The following is a 13536-nucleotide window of genomic DNA, read 5'->3' on the forward strand; positions in this document are numbered from 1 at the left end:
TTGAATTGTCTGAGCCAAGCCTAAAACCGTTCACCACGAATGCGTTCATTGCGACGGCGTAAAAGTTCCAGCGTAATTAACAGAGCCACTGACAATAAAATCAGCAATGTCGCCACCGCCAAAATGGTGGGATTGATTTGCTCACGAAGACCTGAGAACATTTGTCGAGGAATGGTGCGTTGCTCTGGGCCGGCGAGAAACAGTACAACCACCACCTCATCAAACGAGGTGACGAATGCAAACAACCCACCAGAAATCACACCAGGGCGAATTAGCGGGACGGTGATATCCCAGAATGCTCTGGCAGGCGATGCCCCCATGCCGACGGCTGCGTTGTAGAGGGAGCGATCAAAGCCAGCCAGTGTGGCTGTGACCGTGATAATGACAAAGGGCACACCCAGCGCAGCGTGGGCGATGATGAGTCCCGTGTATGTGCCCACCAGATTAAATCGCGTGTAAAAAAAGAACATGCCGGCTGCAATGATGATGAGCGGCACAATCATGGGTGAAATCAACAAAGCTGTGATCAGGCGCTTAAAGGGCATGACTGGCGAGGCCAAACCAACCGCAGCAATGGTACCGAGAACGGTGGCAACGATGGCTGAGGCGATGCCAATGATGAAGCTATTCTGAATTGCCAGCGTCCATTTCAAATCGGTGAGTATTTCCGTATACCAACGAGTGGAATAGGCCGCAGGGTCAAGTGCTAGCATGCCCTCGGTGAAAGTAAAGTATGGCTCAGCATTGAAAGACAGTGGGATGATAATCAAAATCGGCAGCATCAGAAAAAGCAGAACAGCAAAAGCCGCCGTCTTTAAGCCGTAGTGCCCTAAGTAGTGCCAGAAGTTGAAGTATGCCGGTAGCTTTTGCATGAATCAGTAATCAGTTAGCCGAATGACAAATTCTTGGTCCCCACGAAACGATCATAGGTCCAATACAGCAACAAGATAACGGCCAGAAGAATTGAGCCTAAGGCGGCCGCTAATCCCCAGTTGTTTGATTGCTGCATGTGAAATGCGATCAGATTCGAAATCATTTGACCTTCGGTGCCACCGACCAAGGCTGGTGTGATGTAGTAGCCCACCGAAATAATGAACACTAACAGTGCCCCGGCCGATAGGCCAGGCAGGCTCATAGGAAGGTAGATTCTAAGAAAAGCTGGAATCGGCCGCGCACCCATCGATAGTGCAGCTCTAAAGTAGCTCGGATCAATGCCTCGCATGACGCTGTATAGCGGCAAGATCATGAAGGGCAACAGAATGTGAGTCATCGCGATGACAGTAGCAAACTCTGTGTAGAGCATTTCCATGGGTTCATTGATGATCCCAATGGCCATAAGAAATGAATTCACCACGCCGTTGGTTTGCAAAAGGGCAATCCATGAAGTGGTTCGTACCAGCAACGATGTCCAGAACGGTAGCAGTACAAACACAATCAAAAGGTTAGCCGTTTTGTCGGGCAACCCAGCAAGATAGTAGGACAGTGGGTAGCCAAGTGCGATGGTCAACAGCGTGATAAACAACGCAATGCGAAGAGTCTTGGTGTAGAGATCAACGTAGATTTTGGGGCCGTCTCTCGCTTCGATGGAGCCATCAACGGGGTTTTTTTGAAGATCAAGTGCAGTGAGGTACTGGTCCACACTGTATGGGTTGCCTGATTGCTGTATGGTCCGCCAAATTTCAACCTCGGTCCAGCGCTTGTTAGCTTTGAACAGCGCATCAGTACCTGAGCTGGCAAGTTCGGCATCATCGATACGGCGTAACTGTCTGGCGCTAGATTGAATCACGCTACTTGCGCCTGGCAGTGAGCGGTTGATTTCACCTGCGAGGCGACCAGACGTGCGGTCGTTGGCCAGACGCTTCAAGTCAAGTGCGAACTGGTTCATGACCTCGCGAGGTGGCATCTGTTGTCCATCCCAATCCGCCATTTTGTCAAGCGTATCGGGGATTAGGTCAGCAACGGTTGGCTCATGGATGCTGCGAAAGAGCATAGAGGCAATCGGTGCCACAAAAGCAAACAATAAAAACGCGAGCAGAGGTGCCACGAACAGAAACGCCACGAGTTTGCGACGCCGCAGTTCTGCGTATGCACTGGCTCGGTCCTGGCGTGATAGGGTCATCTCACTCATGTATGTCGGGCGGTAAAAAGTTTGCGGTGTTAGAGATCGGCCGGTGCCAGGCTAGCCAGCACCGGCCGGCTCACGTTACTTCAAGAGCCATTCGTTGAACTTCTCACCAAGTGATTCGCCATAGTCTGCCCAGAAAATGCCGTTGGCTTTTACGCCTTTTTCCATGTGCGAGGTAGGTAGGTCAGGGGTGACCGATGGATCAACATACGCTGCAGATGATTTGCGGGTTGGACCATAAGCCACATCAGCCATGCCCGACAAAGGCTTGGACTGGGTCGCAAACGCGATGAACTCTAAACCGAGCTGCTTCTTTTTCGATCCTTTGACGATTGACCAGACATCGAGGTCATACACGTGGCTATCCCAGACAATCGTGAACGGTTTTTTGTCTTCTTTGATGGCGCTAAAGATACGACCGTTGGCTGATTGAACCATCACGGCACCACCGTCGTTTAGAAGTTGCGGCGCTTGTGACCAGCTGTCAAACCAAACGATGTCTTTCTTGATGGTATCGAGCTTGGCAAAGGCGCGCTTTTGACCCTCTTCAGTGGCCAGTACCTCATAGACCTTGGCGGGAGGCACACCATCAGCAATCAGAGCCCATTCCATGTTGACCTGCGGGCGCTTGCGGAATGCACGCTTGCCTGGGAATTTTTGGGTGTTAAACAAGTCAGCGATGGTTTGGGGCTTGTTGGCACCCACGGTGTCGTTGTTGTAGGCATAAATAATGGTCCACACAATGACGCCGACACCGCATTCGTTGGCCAGTGCAGCCGGCACAAAGTCTTGCATTGCTGGTGTGCCATCATCGCCGGGCGGTAGTATGTTGCGTGGGATTTCCTCTAGCAGACCTTCAGAGCAGGCTCGCTCGAGATCGATCACCTCGATATCAACCACATCCCACTGAATATTGCCGGATTCGACTTGTGCTTTGAGTTCAGCAATCCCGCCGGAGTAATCTTCGAACAGGATCTGATTGCCAGTTTTTTGTACAAACGGCGCAATCATGTGTTTTTCTTGAGCGGCACCGTAGGCACCACCAAACGACACCACAGTCAGAGTCTCGGCTTGCGCCGGACCCATCAGGGCCAGGCTTAGCGCCGCACCCGTTAATACAGTAGACAGCTTTTTCATGAGTAGCCTCCAGTCAAAAATCGGGATCGATGAATACAGCTTGTCGTTGAGAATCCCGGGTTATTGTCATCCAGCGGTTAAGCTGGATACGCAAAACAGTCGCCTAATAACCAGACGATTTCGGCCTGATCGCCTTCATTAAAGGTCGGGGCAGCCGAGTCATTAAGTACTTTGACATTGATTTCACTGCCATCGGCCAGTTCGAAGTAGTAACGAATGAAGTCACCGACGTAGTGTCGAGTGACAAACTTGGCTTTCATATGATTGTCGTAGGCGTGGCTAGTCGGCAGAATAAAGAGTTTTTCTGGCCTAACAGAAAGCCTGGTTGCTTGCCCAGCTTGTATGCCGTCAGCAGCTTGCGCTTTGACTTGCTCGCCACTAGGCACTGTGACCATGGCGGTGATTCCTTCAAGTCTTTCTACCGTACCAGCGATAAAGTTGTTTTCACCGATAAAGTCAGCCACAAAGGCATTAGCCGGACGTTCGTAGAGTTCGGCGGGAGTGGCGCACTGTTGAACGACGCCAGCATTGAAAACAGCAATACGATCTGACATTGATAAGGCTTCGGTCTGGTCGTGCGTGACGTAAATGACCGTAAAGCCAATGGTTTCGTGTAGCCGCGTGATCTCATACTGCATCTGCTCGCGCAGCTTTTTGTCAAGTGCGCCTAGCGGTTCATCCATTAATACAAGCGACGGCTCAAATATCAAGGCGCGTGCCAAGGCCACCCGCTGGCGTTGACCACCAGATAATTGTCCAGGGTAACGGCCACCAAAGTCCTGCATTTCAATCAGTGCAAGATACTCTTTAACCCTGTCTTTAATCTCGGCTTTGCTTTTCTTACGAATTTGTAGTGGATAGGCCAGGTTCTCGGCAATGGTCATATGCGGGAACAAGGCATAACTCTGAAACACCATACCAATGTTGCGGTGGTAGGGTGCAGTGCGCGTGATCGAGACGCCATCAACAGAAATATCACCGCTTGTGACGCTTTCGAAGCCGGCAAGCATCATCAGCACGGTACTTTTACCAGACCCTGATGGGCCAAGTAGGGTGATGAATTCACCCTTGGCAACAGTCAAGCTGAAATCTTTGACAACCAGCGTTTTTTGGTCGTAGGTTTTTTTAACCTGGTTAAACACCAGGTAGTTGGCGGCAGGATCTTGTTCAACTGATTGCATTCAAAACGCCTAGATAATGACCTCAGACATGACGTGTCTGAAATATGAAACATATTGGGTTATACCGAAATTCGTCCTGTTTGAGTATCGGCAAGCAGGATTAAATTAATGTTTGTTAGGGATTGCACCTAGATGGCTCATTGATGCGCATCAATGAGGCAGTCAATGAACATTTTTGTGGCACGGCAGGGCGGTGGCGAGTGTCTGGTGATCGCAAAATACGTTGCTTGATAATTCAGGGTTTGGGGACTGATGGCAACGAGTTGACCCATGATTTCAAAGTAATGGGCATAGTGCGATGGTAAGAACCCGATGAATTTGCCCGACAAGATAAACGTTGCTACGCCTTCTTGGTCGTAGGCGTGAGCCGTTCGCGTGAGACCCGCTTTGTGTGTTGTTTGCAAATTGGGCGAGTGGTAAGCCAAACCGGCTAATGGATGCCCCGATACTTCATCCCATTCTAGAGATTGATGCGTGACTGCGCTTAGTGGATGATCGGTGCTGCAATACAGTTGCATGTCTTCCGTGAATAACGGTGTGTATTGAAGGCACTGAGAATCTCGATGCCCCGGAATAATGCCCAAGTCGTAGCTACCATCAATGACAGCGCGCTCGATTTCGTTGATGGGCCGCACATGCAGGCTTAGCGACACATCGGGGGCTGCGTGAACAAAGGTGCTAATCGCACGAGGGATTTTGGCGTTCGGATTACTCGTGGTTTTTTCAAAGACGGCTATCTTCAGTTCGCCACCAAGCCGGCCATGGATGTCGTCAATGCCAGTTCGAAACTGCTCGAGCGCTCCAAACAGTTTGCAGGCCTCTGCATAGACCTGTTTGCCTTCTGAAGTTAGAGCAAAGCCGGATCGTCCGCGTTGACACAGCACAAGGCCTAGTCGGGTTTCGAGGTCCTTGATATGCCGACTAATGGTTGACATACCAATGTTCAGTTCGAGTTCGGCGGCAGAGAATCCACCGCAGTTAACGACAGCTTGGTAGACCTGCAAAAGCCGAAAGTCGGTATCACTGAGTTGACCAAGCAACGCTTTTTTCTTAACTTTCATAAGTAGGCAAGCAAACTTTACAAAGCTGGCATGTTAATCCTGCAAAGCCAGTGGCAACATCTCGCAGCATTTGTTTCAAAAGGAGAATTGCAATGCGAATCGGTGTTCCCAAAGAGATCAAGAATCACGAGTATCGAGTGGGATTAACGCCTGCGAGCGTACGCGAGCTAACGCTCGCAGGCCACGAGGTGATGGTGCAAGCCGATGCCGGTGCAGCCATTGGCATGCTTGACCACGACTACGTATCGGCTGGTGCCAGCATCGCGCCAGATGCTGAAGCTGTATTTGAGTACGCCCAAATGATCATCAAGGTCAAGGAGCCGCAACTGCCTGAATGCGAGATGCTCAAACCTGGCCAGATCCTTTATACCTACCTGCATCTGGCCGCCGATGCTGCCCAGACCAAGGCATTGATGCAATCAGGTGCGATTTGCCTGGCCTATGAGACGATCACCGGACCTGGTGGGGGCTTGCCGTTATTGGCACCCATGAGTGAAATTGCCGGACGCATGTCGATTCAGGCTGCAGCCACCCATCTAGAAAAAGTCCGTGGTGGCAAGGGTGTGTTGTTGGGTGGTGTGCCAGGGGTGCCCGCGGGCCACGTGGTGATTCTCGGTGCTGGAGTAGTGGGCACGAATGCCTTGCAAATGGCAGTGGGCTTGCAGGCCCGCGTCACGGTTATCGACAAGAACCTAGAGCGTTTACGTTATCTCGATACGCTGTATGGCAACCGCATGACGACTTTGTACTCGACCACGCCTGCCATTGAGGATGCAGTCAAATCAGCTGATGTGGTCATTGGAGCAGTTTTACTGCCGGGTGCAGCAGCGCCCAAGCTAGTCACCCATGACATGGTTCGCCAGATGCAACCAGGCAGTGTCTTGGTGGATGTCGCCATTGACCAAGGGGGTTGCTTTGAGACCTCACACCCAACCACACATGCGGAGCCGACTTATGTGATTGACGAGGTGGTGCATTACTGCGTGGCCAACATGCCCGGGGCGGTCGCCAGGACGTCGACGCTGGCCTTGAACAACGCCACTTTGCCGCATGCCCTGGCGCTGGCCAACAAAGGCTGGCAGGCAGCCATGCAATGCGATGAGCATTTGCGTCGCGGGCTCAACGTTTGTCAAGGTAAGGTCACCTATCGGGCGGTAGCCGAGTCGTTAGGCTTGCCCTACACTGCGGCCGAATCGTTGCTCGGTTGATCGGTTGATCTGGCGCAGTGCCCTTGCGAGCGCCAAGGGCACTGGGATTAGGGCTGATTTTGCTTGTTAGCATAAGATATCAAAACTTTCGAGTATTCGAACCTCATGCCCCCCAAAAAATTCGGTTCCGTGGCCTTAACCGACCCCGTTGGTACTTTGGCCGGCCAATGGCGCTTTGATAATAGCTATCTGCAACTGCCAGATGTGTTCTACACCTGCCTGAATCCAGTGGCAGTTCGCGAGCCGAAGTTGGTTTTATTTAACCAATCATTGGCTGATGAGATTGGTCTTGGGTTCCTGGGTTCAGATGCTGCGGCTGTGGATTATTTCGCGGGCAATGTTGTGCCGCCCGGTGCGGTTGCATTTGCGCAAGCTTACGCAGGCCATCAGTTCGGTGGCTTTAACATGTTGGGCGATGGCCGTGCCGTTGTCCTTGGCGAGCAGATCACACCAGAAGGCAAACGTGTTGATATACAGTTAAAAGGGTCCGGACCCACACCGTATTCGCGTCGCGGTGATGGTAGGGCTGCGATGGCGCCGATGCTGCGGGAATATCTCATTAGCGAAGCGATGCATGCATTGGGGATTCCTACCACTCGCAGCTTGGCGGTGGTCTCTACCGGTGAGCCAGTGTTTCGGCAAACCACTCAACCCGGGGCAGTGTTGACAAGGGTGGCCGCGAGTCACTTACGTGTGGGTACCTTTCAATATGCAGCAGCCAAAGGTGATGTTGAGAATTTGCGGGCGCTTTTAATGTATGCGATCAGGCGTCATTACCCTGAGCTTGAAGGGGCTGACAATCCCGCTCTGGCTTTACTTCAAAGGGTGATTGATGTGCAAGCCACGCTGATCGTTAACTGGATGCGGGTTGGTTTTATTCATGGTGTCATGAACACTGACAACATGACGATTTCGGGTGAGACGATTGACTATGGTCCGTGTGCATTTATGAATCGGTACGATCGCGAAACAGTCTTTAGCTCTATTGACCATCAAGGACGCTATGCATTCGGTAACCAGCCCGGCATTGCGCAGTGGAATCTCCTGCGATTGGCCGAAGCGCTTTTACCGTTAATTGATGACAATGAAGATAGGGCAATTGAGACGGTTAAAGAGACGATTGGGCAATACGCTGAGCTCTATACCTCGCGCTTTGAGCAGATGATGTTAAATAAGCTTGGTATCGAACGCAAACTTGATGAAACTGACGAACAGTTGATCTCCGATCTACTTGATTGGATGACTGAGGCGCAAGTTGATTACACCAACACGTTTCGTGAGTTAGCCCAAGCCGAGCTCTTGTTAAGTCCAGTCTATTCGTCACCCAAGTTCAAAGACTGGCACGCGAAATGGAAAGCCCGTCTGGATCGGCAGGGTGAGTCACTATCGGCTGTGCGTGATCGAATGAATCGAACCAATCCGGCATACATCGCTCGCAATCATCTGGTTGAGCACGCACTGACACAAGCTGAGCGCGAGATGGATCTAGAGCCGTTTAATCAGTTGCTATCAGTTTTAAGTAATCCATACGAGCATCAGGATGGCAAAGCGTCATATATGGACCCGGGCGAGCACAACCCAGGATATATGACGTTTTGTGGGACGTAGTTTGACGGCCATGTTGCATCAAAGTGTTGTGTGGTCACGCAGTATTCATCAATGCAATGTACGATTCGACCATTGAACTGCTCAGGTGTGCGCCATGACAACCTCTTTACATAGTCAGCAGGGTTTGCTGACATTGAATGTTGGATCTTCGTCGATCAAGTTTGCATTGTTTACAGCTGACGACTTGAGTCTTTTGTTTAGCGGGCAGTTAACCGGCATCGGCAGTCATGCAAAGTTCGATGCGAAATCGCACGTCGATAACCAAAGCTATAGTCATGCGTGGTCTGCTGATGGTCTAGATAGTCATGTCCAGGCAATCGGTTGGCTGGTGCAATGGTTTGGTCAACAAATGGCTGGCGTGCAAGTGGTGGCGGTCGGGCATAGGGTGGTACATGGTGGTGTCTGGTTTGACAGTCCAGTGGTGGTAACGCCTGAGGTCATCGCAAAATTGCGCGAGCTCGAACCCCTGGCGCCTTTGCATCAGCCCCATAATCTCGCGGGCATTCAGGCTGCGCAGGCTGCATTCTCGGGGGCGGTACATGTGGCGTGCTTTGATACTGCGTTTCATTGCCATCAGCCATTTGTAAAAGACTGTTTTGCGTTGCCACGCAAGTATTACGAGCAGGGCGTCAGACGCTACGGGTTTCACGGTTTGTCATATGAGTATATTTCTCACCATTTAGAGACTGAGTTTCCGTTACAGGCCGTAGGACGGGTGGTGGTCGCACATCTGGGCAATGGCGCATCCATGTGCGCAATGCTCAATGGCCATTCGATTGCCTCCACCATGGGGTTCTCAGCGCTTGATGGCTTGCCCATGGGTACGCGCTGTGGCCAGCTTGACCCTGGCGTGTTGCTGTACTTCCTGCAACAGGGCATGACAGAGCGCGAAATGTCTGACTTACTCTACAAAGAGTCGGGCTTAAAAGGCATCTCTGGTATCTCGAACGACATGCGTGAGCTTGAGCAATCCGATGCGTTAGAAGCCAAGCAGGCAATTGATTACTTTGTTTATCGCATCAAGCGTGAGCTTGGCGCACTGACCGCGGCACTTGAGGGGTTAGATGCTGTGGTGTTTACCGGTGGTATCGGTGAGCATTCAGCCCATGTCAGAGCCTCAGTTCTGGACGGTATGGCGTGGCTTGGCGTTGAGCTTGACGAAGAGGCTAACAACCGCCATGACACCATTATTTCGACTCGCCGATCACGGGTGCTTTGTCTGCGCATCCCGACGGATGAGGAAATTATGATTGCTCAGCACACACAGCGGCTGATGGGCAAAAAGCTTAGTTCTCAAGGTTAATTGTTGGATTGAATTCTTGTCTACTGCATTTCAGCCAGTGCCCCTTCAATCAGACGCCTGGCAATTGATACGGGATCAGGTAGTCTTGGCAGGTCATCGATGTCAAACCAATTAGCGGCCTCAATCTCGTCAGGATCGGGCGTAATCTCGCCGCCAGCGTATTCTGCCGTAAACGCAATCATGAGTGAGTTCGGGAAAGGCCATGATTGACTACTGAAATATCGCAGGTGATCAATATCAATACCAACCTCTTCTTTCACTTCGCGCGCGGCGCATTGCTCAAGCGTTTCGCCAGCCTCGACAAATCCGGCCAGTGCACTGAATACGCCCGGTTTAAAGTGGGGGCTTCGCGCCAGTAAGAACTCACGTCCACGACGCACCAGCACCATAACAGCAGGCGAGATGCGCGGGTAAGCATTTAGTCCGCATCGATCACATTGCATGGCAAACTCTTCGGTATGCAGACGGGTCATGTGGCTACAGCGCCCGCAATACTGATGGTTTAACTGCCAATCAATCAATTGTGATGCACGCCCAGCCATGGCGAAAGCCTCAGGTCCGGCAACACCAAACACTTGGCGCAAGGGTACTAATTCAGCTGCAAATCCTTCGGGCGGCGACCGTGTATCAGTGGCGTAGCATGGCAATCCCTGCCAGTAACCGACCATAATCGGTTCACTGTGATCGCCATCAAGATAATCAGCGTGAGGCATGAAGTTTGGTCCCAACACATTGTTGGTATCTATCAGGATTTGCTGCTTATGCCGAATGATCCAGTATTCAGTGTGCTGCATGGCTTGGCTATGTTGTAGTTGTTGTTAGACGAGGATAGTCCAATCTTAATGCGTTGTCCCACTCGGTGAAAGATTCATAACGATCACGCCTGCAATGATCAGTCCGATGCCTATGAGCGCGTTGGCGGATAGGTGTTGCTTGAATACAAACCAGCCTACAAGAGTGACCAGGGTGATACCCAAGCCTGACCAAATGGCATAGATCACACCGACTGGTAGGCTGCGCATGGTCAATGCCAGCGCATAAAAAGAGATGCCGTAACCAATGACTACAACCACGCTAGGCCAGAGTCGGGTAAAGCCATCGCTGACTTTGAGTGAAGAGGTCGCAATGACCTCGGTGACGATGGCGATGCCTAGCAGAATCCAGGGGCTAGTTGGCATGTGTATTGTAGGCAATCAGGTTTTTTTGGTTTCGGTGGCTTGCGCGGCCTGCGCATCACGCTTGGACAATACTTTGGCCTGGCGGCTGATCAGGAAGTCGAAGATGATTTTCATCCAGAGGGTTGAACCGGCTACTGCAACCCAGTTTTGAAAATCGGGGTTGATAATGACAATCCCAAACGCAATCCACAGCACCACTGACAGGATGACTGACACCAGCACCAGACCAGCGATCAGGTTCACCGCGGCCGTAAAAGGCGCATAGCGTTTGGGGTTTGGCGGTGGTTCACCGCGGATTAGGGCAACTTCGCTGTAGTCTTTTTTGCGAATGATCCGGTAGGCGCGCCTTAACCATACAAAAGAGATCGGGAATAACGCGAGAAACAACATCCAGAAAATAACGGTGGCAATATCCGGCACCATATCAACTACTCCAATAAAAAAGCCCTGTGGACAGCTGTCTCAGGGCTTTGAATCTGCCCGGTTGGTCGCGTTGCCTGAGGGCGTTACGCGAACCAACCAGAACATCTTACTGCTTAGTGATAGTGGTCACCAGTCACAGCCGAAGAACCACGTGGGATACGTACAGATTCCACCATCTCCTGGATGTGTGCTGGCGGCTCTTTGGTCACCTTATCCACGGCAAAGGCAACGATGAAGTTGATCCCTGCACCGATTGCACCGAAGGCTTCAGGCGTGATGCCAAAGAAGCTGTTAGCGCCACCAATAAGGCCCAAGTACTCCGTGCCCTTGATGAAGAAGATGCCCTTGTGTGCAAACACGTAGAACAGTGTCACCACAAGACCAACCACCATACCGGCCATCGCGCCACTCTTGTTCATCTTTTTAGAAAAGATACCCATCATGATCGCCGGGAATAGCGTGGATGCGGCAATACCGAAGGCCAGTGCCACTGTACCCGCCGCAAAGCCTGGCGGATTCAAGCCTAGGTAGCCTGCCAGCACAATCGACAGAGCCATCGCGACTTTACCTACCATCAGTTCGCCTTTCTCACTGATATCGGGTTTAAAGACGTTTTTCACCAAGTCGTGTGAGACCGCAGATGAGATCGCCATCAGCAAGCCTGCCGCTGTTGACAATGCCGCTGCCAGACCGCCGGCTGCCACCAGCGCAATCACCCAGTTGGGCAACATCGCGATTTCGGGGTTGGCCATCACGATAATGTCGCGGTTAACCGTAAGTTCATTGCCTTTCCAGCCCGCTTCCTCAGCTTTCTTCATGAACTCTTGGTTAGATGACTTGTCGTTGTAGTACTGGATACGACCGTCACCGTTCTTGTCTTGCCACTTCAGAAGACCGGTCACTTCCCAGCGCTTCATCCAGTCCGGACGCTCTGCATGCAGAATCGCGCCATCAGGCTTGAAGATACCCTCTGGGTTTTCGATGATCGTCGGGTTCATGGTGGTGTGCAGGTTCAAGCGAGCCATGGCAGCCACAGCAGGAGCCGTGGTGTAGAGCAACGCGATGAAGACCAGTGCCCAGCCAGCTGACGAACGGGCATCGGCCACGCTTTTAACCGTGAAGAAGCGGATGATCACGTGGGGCAGACCAGCAGTACCGATCATGAGCGACAGGGTGTAGACAAACATGTTCAGTTTGCTGCCCGGCAGCTGTGTTGTGTACTCGTTAAAGCCCAGATCCTGGATCACCTCGTTCAAGGTCACCAAGAGTGACTTCTGGCTTGTCACATTGTCAGCACCCAAGCCCAACTGCGGCAGTGGATTGCCAGTCAATGCCAGCGAGATAAAGATTGCCGGGATGATGTAGGCAGTAATCAGCACCAGGTACTGTGCCACCTGGGTGTAGGTGATGCCCTTCATGCCACCGAACACGGCGTATGAGAACACAATGGCCATACCGATGTAGATACCGGTGTCATTTGACACACCAAGGAATCGCGAGAACGCCACGCCCACACCGGTCATCTGACCAATAATGTAGGTGATCGAAGCGACCAACAGACAGATCACAGCAATGGTCGAAGCGCCCTTGGAGTAGTAGCGATCGCCAATGAACTGCGGCACGGTGAACTTGCCGAACTTGCGCAGGTAAGGTGCCAGCAACAAGGCAAGCAACACATAGCCACCGGTCCAGCCCATGAGAAACAGGCTGCCGCCATATCCCATGTAAGCAATCAGGCCGGCCATGGAGATGAATGACGCCGCCGACATCCAGTCAGCTGCCGTCGCCATGCCGTTGACCACTGGGTTCACGCCGCTGCCCGCGACGTAGAACTCACTGGTGCTACCGGCACGCGCCCAGATGGCGATACCGATATACAGCGCAAAGGTCAAGCCGACGATAATGTAAATAGTGGTTTGAAGTTCCATGAGTGGCCCCTTTACTTTTCGTCAACGTCAAACTTACGATCGATCTCACCCATCTTCTTGCGGTAGTAGAAGATCAGTGCGATAAACACGTAAATGGAGCCTTGTTGGGCGAACCAGAAGCCAAGCGGGTAGCCGCCTAGCATCACGCTGTCTAGTGCCCCGGCAAAAATAATGCCGGCGCCGTACGAGACCAGAGCCCAGACGATCAGGATCTTGGTCAATAGCGACAGAGTCGCCCGCCAATAGGCATGGGAGTCATATTTCTCTGACATAACATCTCCTCACGGATTTAAATCAAAACCTGGAAAAGGTTTATTTTTTTGACCTACCGCAGTGAATTACAGCAGAAACGCGTAATAATCGTATTAGGGAAAATAACTAGTA

12 protein-coding genes and 1 pseudogene are annotated in these 13536 nt (G+C 51.8%); 3 read left to right on the forward strand and 10 right to left on the reverse strand.

The features are described from left to right. Window positions 1-20: 20 nt before the first annotated feature. The 5 genes from DHf2319_RS02885 to DHf2319_RS02905 form a co-directional block, all read right to left on the reverse strand. Window positions 21-872: an ABC transporter permease gene (locus DHf2319_RS02885; RefSeq protein ID WP_243479296.1), complete on the reverse strand. Its 852-nt coding sequence runs from the start codon at window positions 870-872 to the stop codon at window positions 21-23. 14 nt (window positions 873-886) lie between these two features. Then, window positions 887-2128 (reverse strand): ABC transporter permease, encoded by a 1242-nt coding sequence (locus DHf2319_RS02890; protein WP_243479297.1) that lies wholly within the window; start codon window positions 2126-2128, stop codon window positions 887-889. A 75-nt stretch (window positions 2129-2203) separates the two neighbouring features. Further along, on the reverse strand, window positions 2204-3262 hold the full coding sequence (locus DHf2319_RS02895) for an ABC transporter substrate-binding protein (protein WP_243479298.1): 1059 nt from the start codon (window positions 3260-3262) through the stop codon (window positions 2204-2206). A gap of 77 nt (window positions 3263-3339) precedes the next feature. Next, entirely contained in the window at window positions 3340-4443 is a 1104-nt protein-coding gene (locus DHf2319_RS02900) for an ABC transporter ATP-binding protein (protein ID WP_243479299.1), read from the reverse strand. A 137-nt stretch (window positions 4444-4580) separates the two neighbouring features. Next, window positions 4581-5504 (reverse strand): LysR family transcriptional regulator, encoded by a 924-nt coding sequence (locus DHf2319_RS02905; RefSeq protein ID WP_243479300.1) that lies wholly within the window; start codon window positions 5502-5504, stop codon window positions 4581-4583. Window positions 5505-5596: 92 nt separating this feature from the next. Between DHf2319_RS02905 and ald the strand changes: the two genes are divergently transcribed. The 3 genes from ald (at window position 5597) to DHf2319_RS02920 (ending at window position 9623) form a co-directional block, all read left to right on the forward strand. Continuing rightward, entirely contained in the window at window positions 5597-6712 is a 1116-nt protein-coding gene (gene ald / locus DHf2319_RS02910; RefSeq protein WP_243479301.1) for an alanine dehydrogenase, read from the forward strand. Between the two features lie 105 nt (window positions 6713-6817). Then, a complete protein-coding gene (locus tag DHf2319_RS02915) occupies window positions 6818-8320 on the forward strand; it encodes a protein adenylyltransferase SelO (RefSeq protein WP_243479302.1) in 1503 nt (500 codons plus the stop codon). 94 nt (window positions 8321-8414) lie between these two features. Next, entirely contained in the window at window positions 8415-9623 is a 1209-nt protein-coding gene (locus DHf2319_RS02920; RefSeq protein WP_243479303.1) for an acetate/propionate family kinase, read from the forward strand. 20 nt (window positions 9624-9643) lie between these two features. On the opposite strand, the pseudogene nudC reads toward DHf2319_RS02920, so the two are convergent. From nudC to DHf2319_RS02945, 5 genes and pseudogenes are all read right to left on the reverse strand, one after another. Continuing rightward, window positions 9644-10420, reverse strand: a pseudogene (gene nudC, locus DHf2319_RS02925) (NAD(+) diphosphatase); the annotation flags it as partial. Between the two features lie 42 nt (window positions 10421-10462). Next, window positions 10463-10801 (reverse strand): DMT family transporter, encoded by a 339-nt coding sequence (locus tag DHf2319_RS02930; protein ID WP_243479305.1) that lies wholly within the window; start codon window positions 10799-10801, stop codon window positions 10463-10465. A 15-nt stretch (window positions 10802-10816) separates the two neighbouring features. Next, window positions 10817-11224 carry a hypothetical protein gene (locus DHf2319_RS02935; RefSeq protein WP_243479306.1) on the reverse strand — a complete coding sequence of 136 codons (408 nt, stop codon included), beginning with the start codon at window positions 11222-11224 and terminating at the stop codon, window positions 10817-10819. Between the two features lie 113 nt (window positions 11225-11337). Further along, a complete protein-coding gene (locus DHf2319_RS02940) occupies window positions 11338-13152 on the reverse strand; it encodes a sodium:solute symporter family protein (protein ID WP_243479307.1) in 1815 nt (604 codons plus the stop codon). A gap of 11 nt (window positions 13153-13163) precedes the next feature. Beyond that, a complete protein-coding gene (locus DHf2319_RS02945) occupies window positions 13164-13424 on the reverse strand; it encodes a DUF4212 domain-containing protein (protein WP_243479308.1) in 261 nt (86 codons plus the stop codon). Window positions 13425-13536: the final 112 nt, after the last annotated feature.

The organism is Orrella daihaiensis, assembly GCF_022811525.1.
Taxonomy (GTDB): Bacteria; Pseudomonadota; Gammaproteobacteria; order Burkholderiales; family Burkholderiaceae_B; genus Algicoccus; species Algicoccus daihaiensis.

Excerpts from the sequence above, each read along its gene's own strand:
- DHf2319_RS02940 (WP_243479307.1), bottom strand. The coding sequence starts at position 13,152 with ATGGAACTTCAAACCACTATTTACATTATCGTCGGCTTGACCTTTGCG.
- DHf2319_RS02890 (WP_243479297.1), bottom strand. The coding sequence starts at position 2,128 with ATGAGTGAGATGACCCTATCACGCCAGGACCGAGCCAGTGCATACGCA.
- DHf2319_RS02930 (WP_243479305.1), bottom strand. The coding sequence starts at position 10,801 with ATGCCAACTAGCCCCTGGATTCTGCTAGGCATCGCCATCGTCACCGAG.
- DHf2319_RS02945 (WP_243479308.1), bottom strand. The coding sequence starts at position 13,424 with ATGTCAGAGAAATATGACTCCCATGCCTATTGGCGGGCGACTCTGTCG.
- DHf2319_RS02920 (WP_243479303.1), top strand. The coding sequence starts at position 8,415 with ATGACAACCTCTTTACATAGTCAGCAGGGTTTGCTGACATTGAATGTT.
- DHf2319_RS02900 (WP_243479299.1), bottom strand. The coding sequence starts at position 4,443 with ATGCAATCAGTTGAACAAGATCCTGCCGCCAACTACCTGGTGTTTAAC.
- ald (WP_243479301.1), top strand. The coding sequence starts at position 5,597 with ATGCGAATCGGTGTTCCCAAAGAGATCAAGAATCACGAGTATCGAGTG.
- DHf2319_RS02915 (WP_243479302.1), top strand. The coding sequence starts at position 6,818 with ATGCCCCCCAAAAAATTCGGTTCCGTGGCCTTAACCGACCCCGTTGGT.
- DHf2319_RS02895 (WP_243479298.1), bottom strand. The coding sequence starts at position 3,262 with ATGAAAAAGCTGTCTACTGTATTAACGGGTGCGGCGCTAAGCCTGGCC.
- DHf2319_RS02935 (WP_243479306.1), bottom strand. The coding sequence starts at position 11,224 with ATGGTGCCGGATATTGCCACCGTTATTTTCTGGATGTTGTTTCTCGCG.
- DHf2319_RS02885 (WP_243479296.1), bottom strand. The coding sequence starts at position 872 with ATGCAAAAGCTACCGGCATACTTCAACTTCTGGCACTACTTAGGGCAC.
- DHf2319_RS02905 (WP_243479300.1), bottom strand. The coding sequence starts at position 5,504 with ATGAAAGTTAAGAAAAAAGCGTTGCTTGGTCAACTCAGTGATACCGAC.